This window comes from Pseudomonas yamanorum, assembly GCF_013386765.1.
Classification (GTDB): Bacteria; Pseudomonadota; Gammaproteobacteria; order Pseudomonadales; family Pseudomonadaceae; genus Aquipseudomonas; species Aquipseudomonas yamanorum_A.
Window position 1 is genome coordinate 307,753 of sequence record NZ_JACARE010000014.1, and the last position, 19,203, is coordinate 326,955.

The window sequence follows — 19,203 nt, forward strand, 5'->3', positions numbered from 1 at the left end:
GAGTATGAACAAGTCAGTGTCCGCACAAGGTCTGGTGGATGATCCAATCCTGCAATGGGTCACCTTCAAGCTGGATAACGAGTCCTACGGCATCAACGTGATGCGCGTGCAGGAAGTCCTGCGCTACACCGAAATCGCCCCGGTTCCGGGTGCCCCAAGCTACGTGCTGGGCATCATCAACCTGCGCGGCAACGTGGTGACCGTGATCGACACCCGCCAGCGTTTTGGCCTGGTGCCGACCGAAGTCAACGACAACACCCGCATCGTGATCATCGAAGCCGACAAGCAAGTGGTCGGGATCATGGTCGACAGCGTGGCGGAAGTGGTTTACTTGCGCCAATCTGAGGTCGAGACCGCGCCGAACGTCGGTAACGAAGAATCGGCCAAGTTCATCCAGGGTGTCTGCAACAAGAACGGCGAACTGCTGATTCTGGTTGAGCTGGACAAGATGATGAGTGAAGAAGAGTGGCAGGATCTGGAGAATATCTGATTGTTCCTTGAGGTAGCGGTGATCGTCCTGGCCATCCTATGGGCCGGGACCCTGGGCTTCCTGCTGCGCTATGTGCGCCAGCAACGGGAATTGGCCTCTCGACAGGTCGAGCGCGACGCTGTGCGCGACCGGCGGATCCTGGAGCTGGCCAAGCGGGTCGACAACTTCCAGCAGAGCGCTGTGCGTGTGGGCGATGAAGTGCACGAGCTGCGTGCGGTGCTTGCGCCGTTGCCGGACAAACTGTCGGCACTGGAGCAGCGCGACCCGTCGAGCCTGTCGTTCGCCCAGGCGGCGAAGCTGGTGGGCATGGGCGCCACGGTAGATGAGCTGACCCAGTCCTGCGGGTTGACCCAGGCCGAGGCGCAGTTGATGAGCAAGTTGCACAAGAGCAACTGAAGGTTACGGGCTGCAAGCGGGGTTGCTTGCAGCTTATAGCTGATGCCGGTTGCTCAGCCATTCGGCCATGGTCGAGTCCTCCAGGGCGTATTCGCCACGGTTGGCTTTCCAGACCAACTCCTTCTCCCGCAACACTTCCAGGGCTTTCTGAACGTTTGGCGTGCTGGCGTTCGGCTCAGCCTGGGCCAGTTCCAATTTGCTGTTTATATCCTGGAAGGTTTTTTCCGCAAAAGGCGAGAACGCTTGCTTGCCCAGGGTTCGTTCACCCATCACTTCCAGCACTGCTTGTTGCAAGGGTGACAGGTCGTTGTAGGCGCTCTCGTAGTCGCTCCAGATTCCGGCCTGGTGATTGAGTGCCCCGGTCCTCAGCAATTCGCCCAGGTTGCTGGCTTCGCCAAGGCCCACGCTGACTTCGGTCAACAGTTTGTTGAGCATTTCCGGGCGTCGGCCGACGAGCTGGAATGCGTAGTCCATGTCCTCAAGGTTGAACTGGTTGGTCGCGGCCAGGCGCTGGTTCCACAGGTCCGTCACGAACTCGACAAAATCCCGGCTCAGCAGCGGAAACGGCGTGATATGGGCGCCGAAGAACGGTTGTTTGCTCTTGAGTACCAGGTTGGCCAGCTTGTCCCGGCTGGACCCGGTGAAGACCAGTCGCAGGCCGTCTGCCGTGCTGCCGCCGTTGAGATGGTCCCGTGCCGCCTTGAGCGCGAACATGGCGTTCACGCCATTTTCGCTGTTGAGGGCATGCTGGGCCTCGTCCACGATCAGCACGATCATTTGCCCCGAGATTTGGTGCAGCACGTCCAGGGCATGGGCGAGCGTGGTGCCGGCGGGCAGTTGAGGTTTGGTGAAATCCCAGCTCAAGGTGCGCAGCAAGCTGATCTTTTCGATACCGGCTTTCTTGGCCGCTTTGCTCACCGCGCTTTCGAACTCGCCCAGGGCTTTGCCGATGGCGCCGGAAATCAGTTCGGCGGGGTCGATTTCGCGGTTCATCCAAAGGTCCACGTACACCGGCAGCCAGCCTCGCGCCCGGCATTCGGGGATGAGGTCGTTGCGCAGGAAAGTACTCTTGCCGGTACGGCGCGGGGCCGCTAGGAACATGCCGGAGCTGTAATCGGCAAATGACTCGCCTGCCAAATCGCGGGCGAGGGCTTCGGCGAGTAGCTTTCGACTGAGAATCGGGCGGGTAGGGCTCATGGGTTTATCCTGAACTATCGGGTTCGGGATAATCTATACCTTGAAAGATATAATTGCTATACATCGCCCCCTGTAGCGTTTGCTAGAGGGTGTCCTTGTCTTTTTTCAAGCAGGGATAGCGCTCGGCAATTGCGCCCCTCACCAGTCGAGCCGTACCAAATCGCCCTGCCGCAGGGTACTTCTCACTGTATGCCAGAACGATATCGACCAGGCTCCCCGGCTCCAGACGTTCCGGCATGCAGAGGTGGCGGTTTCGGGGGGTGAATTCGTCCATGTATTTTAAGGTGTCGAACACACCTATGGTGATGCCGAGGCAATAGGCGGCCTTGTAGGAGGGTGGTGCATCCAGGGACAGCTTCCTGCCTTCGCGACAGGCTGCGAGGTAGTCAGCAGCCTCGTCGCTGGCTGTTGCCGTCAGGGGAAACACACAAAGGTTCAGGGCTATCAGGATTGAAGTCCGTTTCAACTACCGCGCTCCGGGGTCAAGGGTCGGCGACAGGTTAATGCACCGTTGTTACGGTTTGGTAATCGTAACCTCTGTCCGTCATATACAGTTCTATAACCCCTTAGTATGAGTTGCTTTAACGGTGGCTAATACTGTAATAGTTGACAGTTTTTTTTTACTATCGACGGGCGTTTAATGAGGGTGACCCATGTAGCGAGGGTAAGAGGCTGAGTTATTCATTCACTGTTATATACAAAGGGGATTTGTGATGGAGATTAATGTTGATCGCCAGTTTGGCAATATAGAACATCTTGTGCCTGACACCGATTGGATCCCAGTTAATCGCTTTATCGGATATGTAGGCTATTCAGGTAGGCACTTGTACTTCACCTATCGCGATTTTTTGAATCCGGTACTCAACCCTTCCAAAACGGATCCTTTCATAGGAATGCGGGTTTCATTTTTACCTACTGGGGGGAGTCCCGGCAGCCCATCAGGCTATGTCGCCGCGGAAATTAGTCCGGTGCTCGCTCAGTAATCGTCACCGCGTTCCGTCACATCCCGCTCCACCGGCCCTGCATCCGGGTCATATCCCACCGGGAACTTGCCCTTCAATGTCCAGGCAAACGCAATGATCTCGGCGATGGTGCGGTACAACTCTTCCGGGATGCTGTCGCCCAATTCCATGCGTGCCAGTAATTTGACCAGCTCGGCATTTTCATAAATCGGTACTTCATTTTCCCGGGCCAGCTTGAGGATGGCTTCCGCCAGGGCGTCGTCGCCCTTGGCGGTGAGGGTTGGTGCTTGTTGCCCATCGTATTTGAGGGCAATGGCCTGGCGCGGCGGGTTGGGGTTTTTCATGCGGTTTCATCCACCCAACGTTGTTCCAGCCCGGTTTTCGGGCCCCGTGGCGGCGTGCCGAGGTGGCAGTCCAGGTCGCCGACGTTGAGCCCCGACGACACCAGGCGCTCCCGCAGGCTGCCCAGGTGGCTTTCGATCAGGCTGGCGGTGTAGGGCCGGGTGGCCCACAGCTGGCTCGACAGTTTGCCCTGGCTCAGTTGGGCCTGGACCTGCAACGGGCCCAGTGGCTCCATGTCGAGGGCCATTTCCACGCGCCAGAGCATCTGCTTGGGGTCCTTGCTGTCCTTGCGTTCCGGCTGCTCCTTGTCGGGGGCCGGTTCTTCACGCTGGAACTTGACCTGCAATGGCACGATGTCTTGCAGGGTACGCATGGGGATTTCCAGCTGCCAGGTGGTCAGGAGCTTGCCGTCGGCCGTGGTGCCGGTTTGTTCCAGGCTCGACAGCTGATGGCTTTGCAGGCGGGAAATGGCCCCGGCGGCGAGGCGCAGCAGGTTTTCCAGGTCGCTCTCGCCTTCCAGGCGTTGCATCAACCGATCCGGCAGGGGGAAGCCTGCGGGGGCTTGGCGGGCGCCGACCTGGCCGAGGGTGCCCAACGGGCTGCGCACGAAGCTGGGGAGCATCTGCGCCAGGGTGTTGGCCGCCAGGACCGCATTGAGGTTGGTGCTGGCGGGCAGGGCAGGCATCAGGTCGGCGACGAGGCGCAGCAGGGCGCCTTTCATGTCCAGAGGCGGTATCTGCGGGTTTTGTCCTGCCAGTAACTTGGCTTCGAGAAAGGTCCCGCTGTTCTGGACGATTTGCGCCAGTACCTTGGGATTGCTCACCTGGGCCAGGTCGGGCAGGGCCGCCAGCAAACGCGCGGCGGCGGCGCGCAGGTCGACCGAGGTGCTGTCGCTGCTGGTCGCCGGCAGGCTTTGCAGGGCGGTGAACACCACGTCCAGCGAGCCCTGGCGGCTTTGCTGGGTGGAGAGTTGCTGGGCCACGGCCAGTTGGTCCTTGAGACCGCTCAGCGGCACAAAACTCAAGGTTTGCGCACTTTGCACCACCGCGCTGAGCAGGCTGCCGATGCGCAGCGGCTGCGGGCTTTCGACGGTCAGGGTCGCGCCGCTGAGGACGCTGTTGAGCACCGACACCAGCGAGCGATACACCAGCGGCTGGTTGGCGCCCTGGGGCAGCGCCTGGGTGGTCAGCACCTTGCCTTGCAGCAGGGTGCCCACCGGCAATTGGTTGGTGTCGATACGCGTCAGTGCGGCAACGCTGGAGCTCAGCGCCTGCTGCAGGCTGATGGACAAATTGCCCGACGGCGTCTGGCTGACCTCCACCTGGGTGCCCAGGGGCAGCGGCTGGCTGCTGCTGGCCTGCACCAGGGTTTGCCGGCCACCTTCCAGGGTCAGCTTGAGCAGTAACTGAAACGCATCGCCACCTTGTTTAAGCGCCAGCACTTCGGCGTTCACGGTTTTCCCGGGGTCAATCAGGCCGATCTGCGGCTCCAGCAGTTTCAGCAGTTCACCCGCCGGCGGCGCGGGCGCGGGGCCGGCCGGCAGCGTCGGGGGAAGGGTCGGAAGATTGATCTCACCGGTCATCGTGCGCGTCGTCTCAAGGGAAATTGCCCTCTTTAGAGTAGGGCATCACATGTATAATGCCGCCCGTCTTCAAAGAGAGCGGTATAAACATCACAACTATTTGATCCAGCTCTCTAAAATCGGTCGCCAAAGCAGTTAATGTGCACCTCTTTAACGGCCGTTCCACCGCCGACTTGAACCGTAAAGGCCCGCGATCTCTTGACCAGCCCTCTTCTAGAAGCCGTAGCGCTCGCCTGTGAACGTGACCTGCGGATGCTGTTCGAACACCTCGAACTGCGTCTGGCGGGCGGCGACATGGTGCAGGTCAGCGGCCCCAACGGCAGCGGCAAGACCAGCCTGTTGCGCCTGCTGGCCGGCCTGATGCAGCCGACGGCGGGCGAAGTGCGGCTCAACGGCAAACCGCTGCACGAGCAGCGCACGGAACTGGCGCGCAACCTGATCTGGATCGGCCATGCCGCCGGGATCAAGGATGTGCTCACCGCCGAAGAAAACCTCAGCTGGCTCAGCGCCCTGCATCACCCCGCGAGCCGCGACGCCATCTGGCAGGCCCTGGCCGCCGTCGGCCTGAAAGGTTTCGAAGACGTTCCCTGCCACACCCTGTCCGCCGGCCAGCAGCGCCGCGTGGCCCTGGCCCGGTTGTATCTGGACGGCCCGCCGCTGTGGATTCTCGACGAACCCTTCACCGCCCTCGACAAACAAGGCGTCGCCCAGCTGGAAGAACACCTGGCGGCGCATTGCGAGCAGGGCGGCATGGTCGTCCTCACCACCCACCACACGCTGGCGCGCATGCCCGCCGGTTACCGCGACCTTGATCTGGGCCGGTGGTCGGTATGAGCGTATTTGCCCTGTTGGTGGCCCGCGAAGCACGGTTACTCTGTCGCCGCCCGGCCGAACTGGCCAACCCGCTGGTGTTCTTTGCAATTGTGATCGCGCTGTTCCCGTTGGCGGTCGGTCCCGAGACTAAACTGTTGCAAACCTTGTCTCCGGGACTGGTCTGGGTGGCGGCGCTTTTGTCGGTCCTGCTCTCGCTGGACGGGCTGTTTCGCAGTGATTTTGAAGACGGTTCCCTCGAACAGTGGGTCCTTTCGTCGCACCCCCTGCCACTTCTGGTATTGGCCAAGGTACTGGCACACTGGGCGTTTTCCGGCCTGGCGCTGGTATTGCTCGCGCCGCTGCTGGCGATGATGCTGGGGTTGCCCACCGAGTGCCTGCCGGTGTTGCTCCTTTCCTTGTTGCTTGGCACGCCGGTTCTCAGTCTACTGGGCGCCGTGGGTGCGGCGCTGACGGTTGGTTTGAAGCGCGGCGGCCTGTTGCTGGCGTTGCTGATTTTGCCTTTGTATATCCCGGTGTTGATCCTGGGCAGCGGCGCGTTGCAAGCCGCGCTCCAGGGCATGCCGGCGACCGGTTACCTCCTGTGGCTTGGCAGCCTGGCCGCCCTGGCGGTAACCCTGACACCCTTTGCTATAGCGGCTGGCCTGAAGATCAGCGTCGGCGAATAATGAGGTCTGACCAAGCGTTGTCTTAGTCAGTAAAGACCCTAAGCTCCTCGCAATGACGAGAAGCAACCGTGATGGAAACAGCATGAACTGGACCTGGTTTCACAAGCTCGGCTCGCCCAAATGGTTTTACGGCATCAGTGGCAAACTGCTGCCGTGGTTGAGCATCGCCGCTGTATTGCTGATCGGCATCGGCCTCGTCTGGGGCCTGGCCTTCGCACCGCCCGACTATCAGCAAGGCAACAGCTTTCGCATCATCTATATCCACGTTCCTGCGGCGATGCTGGCCCAGTCCTGCTACGTGATGCTGGCGGTGTGCGGCATCGTCGGCCTGGTGTGGAAGATGAAACTGGCGGACGTGGCCCTGCAATGCGCCGCGCCCATCGGTGCCTGGATGACCGCCGTGGCGCTGGTCACCGGCGCGATCTGGGGCAAGCCGACCTGGGGTTCGTGGTGGGTGTGGGACGCGCGCCTCACCTCGATGCTGATCCTGCTGTTCCTGTATTTCGGCCTGATTGCCCTGGGCAACGCCATCAGCAACCGCGACAGCGCCGCCAAGGCCTGCGCGGTGCTGGCGATTGTCGGGGTGATCAACATCCCGATCATCAAATACTCGGTGGAGTGGTGGAACACCTTGCACCAGGGCGCCACCTTCACCCTCACCGAAAAGCCGGCCATGCCCGTGGAAATGTGGGCGCCTCTGCTGCTGATGGTGCTGGGGTTCTACTGCTTCTTCGGCGCGGTGCTGCTGATGCGCATGCGCCTCGAAGTGCTCAAGCGTGAAGCCCGCACCAGTTGGGTCAAGGCCGAAGTGCAAAACAGCCTGGGAGCCCGTGGATGAGCTTCAACTCTTTCAGTGATTTTCTCGCCATGGGCCATCACGCCCTGTACGTCTGGACGGCCTATGGCATTTGCCTGGCGGTGCTGGCCCTCAACGTCGCCGCGCCGATCCTGGCCCGCAAGCGTTACCTGCAACAAGAGGCGCGTCGTTTGCGCCGGGAGACCGAAAAGTGAATCCGCTGCGTAGAAAGCGTCTGTTGATCATCCTGGCCATCATGGCCGGTGTCGGCATTGCCGTGACCCTGGCCCTGAGCGCCCTGCGGGAGAACATCAACCTGTTCTACACCCCGACCCAGATCGCCAACGGCGAAGCCCCGCTGGATACACGAATCCGTGCCGGTGGCATGGTCGAGAAGGGCTCGCTGCAACGTTCCGGGGATTCCCTGGACGTGAAATTCATCGTCACCGACTTCAACAAATCCGTGACCATCACCTACCGCGGCATCCTTCCGGACCTGTTCCGCGAAGGGCAGGGCATCGTCGCCCTCGGCAAGCTCAACGCCGACGGCGTGGTGGTGGCCGACGAAGTGCTGGCCAAGCACGATGAAAAATACATGCCGCCGGAAGTCACCAAGGCCCTCAAAGACAGCGGCCAATCCGCCCCGACCCCCGCCAAGGAGGGCTAAGTCATGACGTCCGCATTGTTTATTCCCGAGTTGGGCCAGTTGGCGATGATCCTCGCCCTGTGCTTTGCCATCGTCCAGGCCGTGGTCCCGTTGCTGGGCGCCTGGCGCGGTGATCGCCTGTGGATGAGCCTGGCCCAGCCGGCCGCGTGGGGCCAGTTCGCGTTTCTGGTGTTCGCCTTCGGTTGCCTGACCTACGCCTTCATGACTGACGACTTTTCTGTCGCCTATGTCGCCAACAACTCCAACAGCGCCTTGCCCTGGTACTACAAGTTCAGCGCCGTGTGGGGCGCCCACGAAGGTTCGTTGCTGCTGTGGGCATTGATCCTCGGCGGCTGGACCTTTGCCGTATCGATCTTCTCCCGCCAGTTGCCGCAGGTGATGCTGGCCCGGGTGCTGGCGGTGATGGGCATGATCAGCATCGGCTTCCTGCTGTTTTTGATCATGACCTCCAACCCGTTCACCCGTATCCTGCCGCAGATCCCGGTAGACGGCCACGACCTCAACCCGCTGCTGCAAGACATCGGCCTGATCGTGCACCCGCCGATGCTCTATATGGGGTACGTCGGTTTCTCGGTAGCCTTCGCGTTTGCCATCGCCGCCTTGCTCGGCGGGCGTCTTGATGCTGCCTGGGCGCGCTGGTCGCGGCCATGGACCATCGTCGCCTGGGCGTTCCTCGGTATCGGCATCACCTTGGGCTCGTGGTGGGCCTACTACGAACTCGGCTGGGGCGGCTGGTGGTTCTGGGACCCGGTGGAAAACGCCTCCTTCATGCCCTGGCTGGTGGGCACGGCGCTGATTCACTCGCTGGCGGTCACGGAAAAACGTGGCGTGTTCAAGAGCTGGACCGTGTTGCTGGCCATCGCTGCGTTTTCCCTGAGCCTGCTGGGTACCTTCCTGGTGCGTTCCGGCGTGCTGACCTCGGTGCATGCGTTTGCCTCCGACCCGGAGCGCGGCGTGTTCATCCTGATCTTCCTGCTGTTTGTGGTCGGCGGCTCGCTGACGTTGTTTGCGTTGCGCGCCCCCGTGGTCAAGAGCCATGTGGGCTTCAACCTCTGGTCCCGGGAAACCCTGCTGCTGGGCAATAACCTGGTGCTGGTGGTGGCGGCTTCGATGATCCTGCTCGGCACCCTGTACCCGCTGGTGCTGGATGCCCTGAGCGGCGCCAAACTGTCCGTCGGCCCGCCGTACTTCAACGCACTGTTCATCCCGTTGATGGCGTTGTTGATGGTGGTGATGGCGGTCGGTGTGCTGGTGCGCTGGAAAGACACCCCGGTGAAGTGGCTGGTGGGCATGCTCACCCCGGTACTGCTGGGCAGCGCCGCGCTGGCGGTGATCGCCGGGATTGCCTACGGCGACTTCAACTGGGCCGTGCTCGCCACCTTCATGCTCGCCGCCTGGGTATTGCTGGCCGGCGTACGCGACCTGATCGACAAGACCCGCCACAAAGGCCTGATCAAGGGCCTGCCGACCATGACCCGCAGTTACTGGGGCATGCAGGTCGCGCATATCGGCATCGCCGTGTGTGCCCTCGGCGTGGTGTTATCCAGCCAGAACAGCGCTGAGCGCGACCTGCGCCTGGCCCCCGGCGAGTCCATGGACCTGGCCGGTTACCACTTCATTTTCGAAGGCGCCAAGCACTTCGAAGGGCCGAACTTTACCTCCGACAAAGGCACCGTACGCGTGGTGCGCAATGGCAAGGAGATCGCGGTGCTGCACCCGGAAAAACGCCTGTACACCGTGCAAAGCTCGATGATGACCGAAGCCGGGATCGACGCCGGTTTCACCCGCGACCTCTACGTCGCCCTGGGTGAACCGCTGGGCGATGGCGCCTGGGCCGTGCGGGTCCACGTCAAACCGTTTGTGCGCTGGATCTGGTTCGGCGGCCTGCTGACCGGCTTCGGTGGTTTGCTGGCCGCGACGGACCGGCGTTACCGGGTCAAGGTCAAGAGCCGGGTGCGTGAAGCCCTCGGCCTGCAAGGAGCGCCAGTATGAAGCGTTGGTTGATGGTGTTGCCGCTGGCGGCGTTCCTGGTGGTGGCAGTGTTCCTGTATCGCGGGCTGTACCTGGACCCGGCCGAGTTGCCGTCGGCGATGATCGGCAAACAGTTCCCGGCGTTCTCGCTGCCGACCGTTCAGGGTGACAAGACCCTGACTCAAGCGGATTTGCAGGGCAAACCGGCGTTGGTCAACGTGTGGGGCACCTGGTGCATTTCCTGCCGCGTCGAGCACCCGGTGCTGAACAAGCTGGCGGAGCAGGGCGTGGTGATCTACGGCATCAACTACAAGGACGACAACGCTGCCGCCTTGAAGTGGCTGGCAGAATTCCACAACCCCTACCAGCTGGATATCCGTGACGAAGACGGCAACCTTGGCCTGAACCTCGGCGTGTATGGCGCCCCGGAAACCTTCTTCATCGACGCCAAGGGTGTGATCCGCGACAAGTACGTGGGCGTGATCGACGAAGTGGTGTGGCGCGAGCAACTGGCCGCCAAGTACCAGGCGCTGGTGGACGAGGCCAAGCCATGAAGCGTTGGTTAGCCGCCGCTGTATTGGGCTTGAGCATGGTCGGCGTGGCCCACGCCGCCATCGACACCTACGAATTTGCCAAGGACGGTGACCGCGAGCGTTTTCGCGAGCTGACCAAGGAACTGCGCTGCCCCAAGTGCCAGAACCAGGACATCGCCGACTCCAACGCGCCGATTGCTGCCGACCTGCGCAAAGAGATTTTCCGCATGCTCGGCGAGGGCAAGGACAATCAGCAGATCATCGACTTCATGGTCGACCGCTACGGTGACTTCGTGCGCTACAAGCCGGCGCTCACCGGCAAGACCGCGCTGCTGTGGTTCGGCCCCGCCGGGCTGTTGCTCGCAGGCTTAGTGGTAATGGCGGTGATCGTGCGCCGTCGTCGTGTCGCCCCGGCCGATGGCTCGGACTCGCTTTCTGTCGATGAGCGTCAACGCCTCGACCAACTGCTGGACAAAAAAACTGATGATTGATTTCTGGCTCGCAGCGGGTCTGCTGCTTCTGATTGCCTTGAGTTTCCTGCTGATCCCGGTGTTACGCGGCCGCCGTGCCCAGCGTGAAGAAGATCGCACCGCGCTGAACGTGGCGCTGTATCAAGAACGCGTGGCCGAACTGCAAACCCAGCAGTCCGAAGGCGTGCTGGATGCGGCCCAACTGGACAGCGGTCGCGCTGAAGCGGCGCGTGAGTTGCTGGCCGACACCGAGGGTGTGGAAAAGCCCCGGGAATCGCGCCTCGGCAAACCGTTGCCGTTGCTCGCGGCCTTTCTGGTGCCGGTGCTGGGCGTGGCGCTGTACCTGCACTATGGCGCCAGCGACAAGGTCGAACTGACCCGCGAATTCTCCCAGCCGCCGGTGTCCATGGAAGACATGACCCGCCGCCTGGAGCGCGCCGCTGCGGCCCAGCCGGACTCGCCGGAAGGGCTGTACTTCCTCGGTCGCGCCTACATGGCCCAGGACCGCTCGGCCGATGCGGCCAAAGTCTTCGAGCGCACCGTGGCCCTGGCCGGTCGCCAGCCGGAGTTGCTCGGGCAGTGGGCCCAGGCCCAGTACTTTGCCGACAACAAGCAATGGTCGCCCAAGGTCCAGGCCCTGACCGACGAAGCGCTGAAACTCGACCCGAAAGAAGTCACCAGCCTCGGCCTGCTGGGCATCGCCGCTTTTGAAGGCCAGCGTTACCAGGAAGCGATCGACTACTGGAAGCGCCTGCTGGCGCAACTGCCACCGGACGACAACTCCCGGGCCGCGCTGCAAGGCGGGATCGACCGCGCCGCCGAGAAGCTCAAAGAGAGCGGCGGCAGCGTGGCGCCGGTGAAGGCACACAAGCAGATGCAAGTACGTGTGGACCTGGCCCCGAACGTGAAGGCCAAAGCCTTGCCGACCGACAGCGTGTTCATCTTCGCCCGCGCCGTCAAAGGCCCGCCGGCACCGCTGGCCGCCAAGCGCGTGACCGTGGCCGACCTGCCGATCACCGTCGAACTGGGCGACAGCGACGCGATGATGCCGCAGTTGAAACTGTCCAACTTTCCCGAAGTCCAACTGGTTGCGCGCATATCCCGGGCAGGTGTTCCAACAGCTGGCGAGTGGATCGGCCGCAGCCAACCCTTGGCCAGCAGCACCACTGCGCTGCAGCAGCTGACCATCGACAGTCCGGACCACTAATTCGAGGAAATGCCCATGACCGCCATTGCGCGTATCACCCTGCTCAGCCTGGTACTGGGGCTGAGTGCTTGTGCGGTCCATCGGCCACCGTCGCCTACCGGGCCGACCATCCCGCCCACCGGGCCGTCGACTCAGCCGAGCACCCAACCTTCCGGGCCAGTGATCAAACCGTCGAAGCCGGTGCCGAGCTCTTCGCCAACCTTCGCACCGCCACCGGGTGCGGCCAGCCACTGGGACGGGAAGATGCAGGTGTACGTGCTGGACGAACAGGCCGATACGTTTTACCGCCAGCGCACCTACTACCGTTGGAGTAACGGCTGGAGCCGCTCCATCAGCCCGAACGGGCCTTGGGAAGAGACCGACGTCCATGGCGTACCGCCGGGGTTGAGCAAGCAATACGCGCAATAAGAAAAGGCGACCTTCGGGTCGCCTTTTTCATGAGCGTGAAATGCAATCAACTGTAGGAGCTGGCTTGCCTGCGATAGCGGTGTATCAGGTTATGAAATGGTTGCTGACACACCGCTATCGCGGGCAAGCCCGGCTCCCACAGGATCTCTACTGTTTTTGATATTCGGCCTGGCCTGCGGTACTGATCCAATGGATCACCCCCGCAATTACCCCCAGCATCACCCCGAACTCGACAATCCCCATCCAGCCCAACCGCGCCATCAACCAGCCGCTGACCGTGGCCCCCACCGCACCGCCAAAAAACGTCGCCGTCATGTACAAACTGTTGATGCGGCCCTGGGCTTTCGGGTCCACCGCAAACGCCCGGGTCTGGTTGGATACCAACCCCGACTGCACGCCGATATCCAGCACGATCACCCCAAGCACCAGCAGAATTATCGAGCTTTCCGCTCCCGCCAGCAGCAGGAACGCCAAGGTCACAATCCCGATACTCGCCCCAATCACCTTGCGTGAACCCAACCGGTCGGAAGCCCGCCCCCCGAGGGACGCCGCCAGCGCACCCGCTGCACCGATAATCCCGAAACCGCCGGCCCACGCGCTGCCCAGCTGCCACGGCCCATGAGCCAGCAACGCCGCCAGATTCACCCAGAACGCATTGAAGCAAGCCCACAACAACGCCTGCACCATCATCGACTGGCGGATCGGGCTGTTGTCGCGCATCAGCGGCCACAGCGACGCCAGCAGGCGAGGGTAGGACAGGTTGGTGCTCGGCACGCCCCGTGGCAGCAACCTGGCGGCGGCGATCCATACCGGGATCATGAAGGCCGCTTCCATCGCGTACACCGCCCGCCAGCCATAAGCCTCACCGACCACGCCGGCAATCGTGCGCCCGAGCAGAATGCCGACCATGATCCCGCTGACCACCGTCCCCACGTTGCGCCCACGCTCATGAGGCTGCGACATCACCGCCGCGAACGGCACCAATTGCTGCGGCACACAACTCACAATCCCCAAGCCAAAAGACGCCGCGATCAGCGCCCAGATGCCCGGTGAAAACGCCGCCGCCAGGGCGAAACAGAACGCCAGCGCGATCTGCCCCAGCACCAGTTTGCGCCGGTCAAAACGGTCGCCCATCGGCAGCAGCAAGGCGAGGCCGGTGGCAAACCCCAGCAGGGCGGAACCGGCCACCAGGTCGACGGTGGTCACGTCTACGCCCATGTCCGAGGCAATCAAAGGCAGGATCGGCTGGGTGCAGTAGATATTGGTGATCACCGCGCCGGCGATCACCGCCATCATGAGGATCTTGCCGCGCGGCGCGACCGCAGGCGCTGCAGGACTTTGGGAGGTAATCGGTTGGCCACTCACGGCACTCTCCTTCAATACAGGTCTCCGGGGGCGGAGATGAGTGGCCAACGTTACGCACTCGCGCTTGGCAGGATAATCCCCTAGGATCTGGAATCATCCTTCCAGAATTTGATAGGTTGCCATGAATCGCCTTGAATCCATGTCCATCTTCGTTGCCGTGGTTGATGCGGGCAGCCTGACTGCTGCAGCGCGGCGCCTCGACATGCCGCTGGCCAGCGTCAGCCGCAAGGTGGCTGAACTTGAGACGCACCTGAAGACCCGCCTGTTGCACCGCACCACGCGCCAACTGTCGTTGACCGATGCCGGCGCCTCCTACCTCGCGGCGTGCCGGCGCATTCTTGAAGACATCAGCGAGGCCGAGCGCGCCGCCACCGGCGAATACTCCCAGCCCCGGGGTGAGCTGGTGGTCACCGCGCCAGTGGTGTTCGGGCGGTTGCACATCGTGCCGGTGGTGGCGGAATTTCTGGCGCAGTACCCGGAGATCGACATCAACCTGATCCTCACCGACCGCGTCGTGCACCTGATGGAAGAGCACTGCGACGTGGCGGTGCGGATTGGCGAGTTGCCCGACAGCTCGCTCAAGGCCATGCAAGTGGGCACGGTGCGGCGCGTGGTGTGTGCCAGCCCGGCGTATCTGGCCGCTCGCGGCGTACCGGCTGAGCCTCAGGACTTGGCAGGGCATGACTGCATCACCTTTGAAGTGCTGGCGTCCCAAGGGGCGTGGGGATTTGGCGCGGGTAAAACCGGGGTCTCGGTGGCGGTGCATTCGCGGTTGTCGGTGAATACGGCGGAAGCGGCGATTGCGGCGGCGACATTGGGGGTTGGGGTGATTCGGGTGTTGTCGTATCAGGTGGCGGATGCGGTGCGGGAGGAGGCGTTGGCGGTGGTGCTTGAGGGATTCGAGTCGGCGCCGTTGCCCATCAGTTTGGTGCACAAAGGGCAGTCACCGTTGCCGCTGAAGCTGCGCGCGTTTCTGGATTTTGTGATGCCACGGTTGCGTGCTCGCACCGCCCAATAACACCGACGAATTTGAACCTGATGAAGATCAAAATGTGGGAGCTGGCTTGCCTGCGATAGCGGTGTATCAGTTCCTGAGATGTCGGCTATGAGTCAGTCATCGCAGGCAAGCCAGCTCCCACCTTAGATTTATGTTGCCGGTTGGATTTCGGTTTTGATCAGGCCACCGGGCACTCCCGATTCAGCGCCTCATCCACCAATAACTGCGCCATCTCCACCCATTGCGCCACCGCCAACACTTGCTTGCGGCTGGCCCCATCAAGATGCTCGGCACAGTCATAGGCGCTGACAGCCGCCGACTCAAGAATCTCGCTGGCGTTGCACAAGGCGACTTCAGTGCTGGGATCCGCACGTACAGCGAAGAGTTTGTCGCAGGGTGGTGAGCCGTACGCAGGTTGGTCGACCGGGGAATGGAAACCCGGTAGGGGCACGCCCTCCTGCGTACAACTCGGTCGACATATTGGGGAAGAATTCAATGACTAGCCGTAGGGAAAGTCTTGTTCAGAGCACGTGAGAAACGAGCTTTTCAACATTTCCAATGCCGGGCGAAGACCTTGTGGCGAGGGAGCTTGCTCCCGCTGGACTGCGCAGCAGGCCCAAGTCAGCCACCTCGGTACATCTGACAGACCGTGTTACCCGCGTTTGGGGCCGCTGCGCAGCCCAGCGGGAGCAAGCTCCCTCGCCACGGGTTGGGTATTCAGCGTCAGTTCCAACCTTTCATCAAACCTTCATCAAACGGTTTTACTCCAGTCATGTGCAAGTCATAGGGCTGACACAGCCCGCGCCTACTGTCGTTTGAACTCAAACGCAGCCACGGACGGCTGTTCAACCAGACAGAGAAGCCCATGACTCCAGCTATCCATGTCGATCATCTGAACAAGACCTTTGCGAAGAAATCCGCATTGGTCGACCTCGAACTTACCGTTGCCACCGGTGAGATGGTCGCGCTGATTGGCGCTTCCGGCTCCGGCAAGTCGACCTTGCTGCGTCACCTCGCGGGCCTGGCCTGTTGCGACAAGAACAATGGCGGCAGCGTCAAGGTGCTGGGCCGGGAAGTGCAGGCCAGCGGCCGGTTGAACAGCAAGGTGCGGCGCCTGCGCTCCGACATCGGCTACATCTTCCAGCAGTTCAACCTGGTCAACCGCCTGAGCGTGCTCGAAAACGTGCTGCTCGGTTGCCTGGGCCGCATGCCGCGCTGGCGTGGCAACCTCGGCCTGTTCAATGCCGAGGAAAAACAGTTCGCCATGGAGTCCCTGGCCCGCGTCGGCCTGGCGGACCTGGCCGCGCAACGTGCTTCCACCTTGTCCGGCGGCCAGCAGCAACGCGTGGCCATCGCCCGGGCCCTGACCCAGCGCGCCGAAGTGATCCTGGCTGATGAACCCATCGCTTCGCTGGACCCGGAGTCGGCGCGCAAGGTCATGGAGATCCTCGCCGACATCAACGGCCGCGACGGCAAGACCGTGGTGGTCACCCTGCATCAGGTGGATTACGCCATGCGTTATTGCCCGCGAGCCGTGGCGCTCAAGGGCGGACGAATTCACTTCGATGGCCACGCCAGCGAGTTGAGCAGCCAGTTCCTCAATGATTTGTACGGTGCCGATGTCGACACCAGCCTGATGTTTTCCGACCAGACCCGCACCACCGTCGTCCCTGCACGGTTGGCCCTGGCTCGCGCTTGAAACCCCAATAACGACCCACAGGAATCCTCTCCATGTTGAACCGTATCGGTCATGTGTTTCTGTCTGCCGTGCTGCTCGCCAGCGTGGCCATGGGCAATGCCCAGGCCGCCGACAAGGCGATCAATTTCGGCATCATGTCCACCGAGTCTTCGCAAAACCTCAAGAGCATCTGGCAGCCATTTCTGGATGACATGCACAAGAAGACCGGCCTCACCATCAACGCCACCTTCGCCTCCGACTACGCCGGCCTGATCCAGGGCATGCGCTTCAACAAGGTCGACGTGGCCTGGCTGGGCAACAAGGCCGCGATGGAAGCGGTGGACCGTTCCAACGGCGAAATCTTCGCCCAGACCGCTGCCGCCAATGGGGCCGCTGGTTACTGGAGTGTGCTGATCGTGCGCAAGGACAGCCCGATCAACAACGTCGATGACATGCTCAAGAACGCCAAGAACCTGACCTTCGGCAACGGTGACCCGAACTCCACCTCGGGCTACCTGGTACCCGGCTACTACGTGTTCGCCAAGAACCATGTCGACGCCGCCACCGCCTTCAAGCGCACCCTCAACTCCAGCCATGAAGTCAACGCACTGAGCGTGGCCAAGGGGCAGTTGGACGTCGCCACCTTCAACACCGAAAGCTGGGACCGCCTGGAAGTCACCCAGCCGGACAAGGCCGCCCTGCTCAAGGTGATCTGGAAGTCGCCACTGATCCCCGCCGACCCGATGGTGTGGAGCAAGGCCCTGAGCGACAGCGAGAAAACCAAGATCCGCGATTTCTTCGCCAACTACGGTGACACCGACGAAGAGAAGGCCGTGCTGAAGAACATGCAACTGGGCAAGTTCCTCAAGTCCAGCGACGACCAACTGCTGCCGATCCGCCAACTGGAGTTGTTCAAGCAGCGCACCACCATCAGCGCCGACGACAAGCTGGAAGCCGCCGACAAGGCCAAGAAGCTCGCCGACATCGACGCCGACCTGGCCAAGCTGCAAGAGCGCATTACCGAGCTGGACAAAAAAACCGCGGCAAACGGCTAACCCCCTGTAGGCCCGGCTCCCACATAAGCCTTGCCCACACACTTATTGAGAGTGACCCATGACTACCTTGCATGCTGAAGCAGTGGGCAAAAGGACTTGGCCGCAGTACCTCGGCTGGGGCCTGTTCCTGATCCTGCTGGCCTGGGCCTGGCACGGCGCCGAAATGAACCCGCTGGCGCTGTACCGCGACTCCGGAAACATGGCGACCTTCGCCGCCGACTTCTTCCCGCCGGACTTCCACGAATGGCGCTCCTACCTCAAGGAGATGATCGTCACCGTGCAAATCGCCCTCTGGGGCACGGTGCTGGCGATTGTCTGCTCGGTGCCGCTGGGCATCCTGTGCGCCGACAACATCACTCCATGGTGGATCCACCAGCCGCTGCGCCGGGTGATGGATGCCTTCCGTTCGATCAACGAAATGGTCTTCGCCATGTTGTTCGTGGTCGCGGTGGGCCTCGGTCCTTTCGCCGGCGTCCTGGCCTTGTGGATCAGCACCACCGGCGTGCTCGCCAAGCTGTTTGCCGAAGCCGTCGAAGCCATCGACCCGGGCCCGGTTGAAGGCGTCAGAGCCACCGGCGCCAGCGCCCTGCAAGAGGTGATCTACGGCGTGATCCCCCAAGTGATGCCGCTGTGGGTGTCCTACGCGCTCTACCGTTTCGAAGCCAACGTGCGCTCGGCGACGGTGGTGGGGATGGTCGGTGCCGGCGGTATCGGCGTGATCCTGTGGGAGAACATCCGCGCCTTCCAGTTCGTGCAGACCTGCGCGGTGCTGCTGGTGATCATCGTGGTGGTGAGCTGTATCGACGTGCTGTCCCAACGCCTGCGCAAGCAGTTCATCTGACGACGGAGGGGTGCCCCAGGGCGCTTTTTTTTAAGCATGCAGTTGTCTAGACAAGATGAGCCGGTGTACCGCGAACTCGCCGATATCCTGCGCCGCGAACTGAGCAGCTATCAGGCCGGCGACTTCCTGCCGGGCGAGGTGCAGCTGGCCGAACGCTTTGGCGTGAACCGCCACACCCTGCGCCGGGCCATCGATGAGCTGGTGTTCGAAGGCAGCCTGTTGCGCCGCCAGGGCAAGGGCACCCAGGTGCTCGACCGCCCGCTGATTTACCCGATGGGCGCCGAGACCTCCTACAGCCAATCGCTGTCGGCCCAGGGCGTGGGCGTGGAAGCGCTGCTGCTCAAGCGCCGCTACTGCTTCGCCAGCCGCGAAGAGGCGCAGCAACTGGGTATCGCCGAGATGGCGCCGATGATCGAGCTGCAAACCCTGCGCAAGCTCAATCACCAGCCGGTCAGCCTGATCCGCCACCGCTACTGCGCCAGCCGTGCGCCGTTGCTGGCGGACTACAACGGCGGCTCCCTGCGCCATTACCTGCGCGAGCGCGACCTGCCGTTGACCCGCACCCACAGCCTGATCGGCGCGCGCTTGCCCAACCGCGACGAAGCCGCGCTGCTGATGATGCCCCGGCACTTGCCGGCGCTGACGGTATTCACCCTTTCCCGCGATCGCGACGGCCGCCCGGTGGAGCTGGCGCAGTCCACCAGCCGTTCGGATCGCTTCCAGTACCAAGTGGTGACTTGATGGAGA

The 19,203-nt window shown here is 62.2% G+C and carries 23 protein-coding genes; 17 read left to right on the forward strand and 6 right to left on the reverse strand.

All coding sequences use genetic code 11. From position 1 onward, the window contains the following. Nucleotides 1-4: 4 nt before the first annotated feature. The gene (locus tag HX875_RS09920; protein WP_003210641.1) at nucleotides 5-490 is read left to right on the forward strand and encodes a chemotaxis protein CheW; all 486 of its coding nucleotides are present in this window, start codon (nucleotides 5-7) and stop codon (nucleotides 488-490) included. After that, nucleotides 491-886, forward strand: a complete 396-nt coding sequence (locus HX875_RS09925) for a DUF2802 domain-containing protein (RefSeq protein ID WP_177043048.1) — start codon at nucleotides 491-493, stop codon at nucleotides 884-886. A gap of 33 nt (nucleotides 887-919) precedes the next feature. Here HX875_RS09925 and HX875_RS09930 read toward each other — a convergent pair whose 3' ends face one another. The 4 genes from HX875_RS09930 to fliK all read right to left on the reverse strand — a co-directional run bounded on the left by HX875_RS09930 (nucleotide 920) and on the right by fliK (nucleotide 4,969). Continuing rightward, nucleotides 920-2,083, reverse strand: a complete 1,164-nt coding sequence (locus HX875_RS09930) for a hypothetical protein (RefSeq protein ID WP_177043049.1) — start codon at nucleotides 2,081-2,083, stop codon at nucleotides 920-922. Between the two features lie 82 nt (nucleotides 2,084-2,165). After that, the gene (locus HX875_RS09935) at nucleotides 2,166-2,549 is read right to left on the reverse strand and encodes a Rap1a/Tai family immunity protein (protein WP_177043050.1); all 384 of its coding nucleotides are present in this window, start codon (nucleotides 2,547-2,549) and stop codon (nucleotides 2,166-2,168) included. Between the two features lie 510 nt (nucleotides 2,550-3,059). Further along, a complete protein-coding gene (locus HX875_RS09940; RefSeq protein ID WP_168232867.1) occupies nucleotides 3,060-3,389 on the reverse strand; it encodes an EscU/YscU/HrcU family type III secretion system export apparatus switch protein in 330 nt (109 codons plus the stop codon). Further along, entirely contained in the window at nucleotides 3,386-4,969 is a 1,584-nt protein-coding gene (gene fliK, locus HX875_RS09945; RefSeq protein ID WP_177043051.1) for a flagellar hook-length control protein FliK, read from the reverse strand. Before fliK ends, HX875_RS09940 begins: the two co-directional genes overlap by 4 nt. Before the next feature lie 198 nt (nucleotides 4,970-5,167). Between fliK and ccmA the strand changes: the two genes are divergently transcribed. From ccmA to HX875_RS09995, 10 genes are all read left to right on the forward strand, one after another. Continuing rightward, the gene (gene ccmA / locus HX875_RS09950; RefSeq protein WP_177043052.1) at nucleotides 5,168-5,803 is read left to right on the forward strand and encodes a cytochrome c biogenesis heme-transporting ATPase CcmA; all 636 of its coding nucleotides are present in this window, start codon (nucleotides 5,168-5,170) and stop codon (nucleotides 5,801-5,803) included. Beyond that, entirely contained in the window at nucleotides 5,800-6,468 is a 669-nt protein-coding gene (gene ccmB, locus HX875_RS09955; RefSeq protein ID WP_003210635.1) for a heme exporter protein CcmB, read from the forward strand. Before ccmA ends, ccmB begins: the two co-directional genes overlap by 4 nt. An 82-nt stretch (nucleotides 6,469-6,550) precedes the next feature. After that, a complete protein-coding gene (locus tag HX875_RS09960) occupies nucleotides 6,551-7,306 on the forward strand; it encodes a heme ABC transporter permease (protein WP_008434790.1) in 756 nt (251 codons plus the stop codon). Then, on the forward strand, nucleotides 7,303-7,479 hold the full coding sequence (gene ccmD / locus HX875_RS09965; RefSeq protein WP_008434788.1) for a heme exporter protein CcmD: 177 nt from the start codon (nucleotides 7,303-7,305) through the stop codon (nucleotides 7,477-7,479). The genes HX875_RS09960 and ccmD overlap by 4 nt, the downstream gene beginning before the upstream one ends. Next, nucleotides 7,476-7,931 (forward strand): cytochrome c maturation protein CcmE, encoded by a 456-nt coding sequence (gene ccmE / locus HX875_RS09970; RefSeq protein WP_008434786.1) that lies wholly within the window; start codon nucleotides 7,476-7,478, stop codon nucleotides 7,929-7,931. The genes ccmD and ccmE overlap by 4 nt, the downstream gene beginning before the upstream one ends. 3 nt (nucleotides 7,932-7,934) lie before the next feature. Continuing rightward, nucleotides 7,935-9,923: a heme lyase CcmF/NrfE family subunit gene (locus HX875_RS09975; RefSeq protein WP_177043053.1), complete on the forward strand. Its 1,989-nt coding sequence runs from the start codon at nucleotides 7,935-7,937 to the stop codon at nucleotides 9,921-9,923. Continuing rightward, nucleotides 9,920-10,456, forward strand: coding sequence for a DsbE family thiol:disulfide interchange protein (locus tag HX875_RS09980; protein ID WP_177043054.1), 537 nt, complete (start codon nucleotides 9,920-9,922; stop codon nucleotides 10,454-10,456). The genes HX875_RS09975 and HX875_RS09980 overlap by 4 nt, the downstream gene beginning before the upstream one ends. Beyond that, nucleotides 10,453-10,926 carry a cytochrome c-type biogenesis protein gene (locus HX875_RS09985; RefSeq protein WP_177043055.1) on the forward strand — a complete coding sequence of 158 codons (474 nt, stop codon included), beginning with the start codon at nucleotides 10,453-10,455 and terminating at the stop codon, nucleotides 10,924-10,926. The genes HX875_RS09980 and HX875_RS09985 overlap by 4 nt, the downstream gene beginning before the upstream one ends. Next, on the forward strand, nucleotides 10,919-12,112 hold the full coding sequence (ccmI, locus tag HX875_RS09990; protein ID WP_177043056.1) for a c-type cytochrome biogenesis protein CcmI: 1,194 nt from the start codon (nucleotides 10,919-10,921) through the stop codon (nucleotides 12,110-12,112). The genes HX875_RS09985 and ccmI overlap by 8 nt, the downstream gene beginning before the upstream one ends. A 15-nt stretch (nucleotides 12,113-12,127) precedes the next feature. Then, a complete protein-coding gene (locus HX875_RS09995) occupies nucleotides 12,128-12,520 on the forward strand; it encodes a hypothetical protein (protein ID WP_177043057.1) in 393 nt (130 codons plus the stop codon). Nucleotides 12,521-12,667: 147 nt separating this feature from the next. Here the strand turns inward: HX875_RS09995 and HX875_RS10000 are convergent, their stop codons facing one another. Further along, nucleotides 12,668-13,900, reverse strand: coding sequence for an MFS transporter (locus HX875_RS10000; RefSeq protein ID WP_218171903.1), 1,233 nt, complete (start codon nucleotides 13,898-13,900; stop codon nucleotides 12,668-12,670). Between the two features lie 106 nt (nucleotides 13,901-14,006). Here HX875_RS10000 and HX875_RS10005 point away from each other — a divergent pair, with 106 nt between their 5' ends. Continuing rightward, a complete protein-coding gene (locus HX875_RS10005; RefSeq protein ID WP_177043059.1) occupies nucleotides 14,007-14,903 on the forward strand; it encodes a LysR family transcriptional regulator in 897 nt (298 codons plus the stop codon). A gap of 157 nt (nucleotides 14,904-15,060) precedes the next feature. Here the strand turns inward: HX875_RS10005 and HX875_RS10010 are convergent, their stop codons facing one another. Next, nucleotides 15,061-15,333 carry a DUF6124 family protein gene (locus tag HX875_RS10010; RefSeq protein ID WP_177043060.1) on the reverse strand — a complete coding sequence of 91 codons (273 nt, stop codon included), beginning with the start codon at nucleotides 15,331-15,333 and terminating at the stop codon, nucleotides 15,061-15,063. 414 nt (nucleotides 15,334-15,747) lie between these two features. Here HX875_RS10010 and phnC point away from each other — a divergent pair, with 414 nt between their 5' ends. From phnC to phnF, 4 genes are read left to right on the forward strand one after another with little or no spacing between them, the layout of a single operon-like run. Continuing rightward, entirely contained in the window at nucleotides 15,748-16,581 is an 834-nt protein-coding gene (gene phnC / locus HX875_RS10015; RefSeq protein ID WP_177043061.1) for a phosphonate ABC transporter ATP-binding protein, read from the forward strand. Nucleotides 16,582-16,613: 32 nt separating this feature from the next. Next, nucleotides 16,614-17,615, forward strand: a complete 1,002-nt coding sequence (gene phnD, locus HX875_RS10020; RefSeq protein ID WP_069552269.1) for a phosphonate ABC transporter substrate-binding protein — start codon at nucleotides 16,614-16,616, stop codon at nucleotides 17,613-17,615. A gap of 58 nt (nucleotides 17,616-17,673) precedes the next feature. Beyond that, nucleotides 17,674-18,456, forward strand: a complete 783-nt coding sequence (gene phnE / locus HX875_RS10025; RefSeq protein WP_003210621.1) for a phosphonate ABC transporter, permease protein PhnE — start codon at nucleotides 17,674-17,676, stop codon at nucleotides 18,454-18,456. A 36-nt stretch (nucleotides 18,457-18,492) separates the two neighbouring features. Further along, nucleotides 18,493-19,197 (forward strand): phosphonate metabolism transcriptional regulator PhnF, encoded by a 705-nt coding sequence (gene phnF, locus HX875_RS10030; RefSeq protein ID WP_073636930.1) that lies wholly within the window; start codon nucleotides 18,493-18,495, stop codon nucleotides 19,195-19,197. The last annotated feature ends 6 nt before the right edge of the window (nucleotides 19,198-19,203 follow it).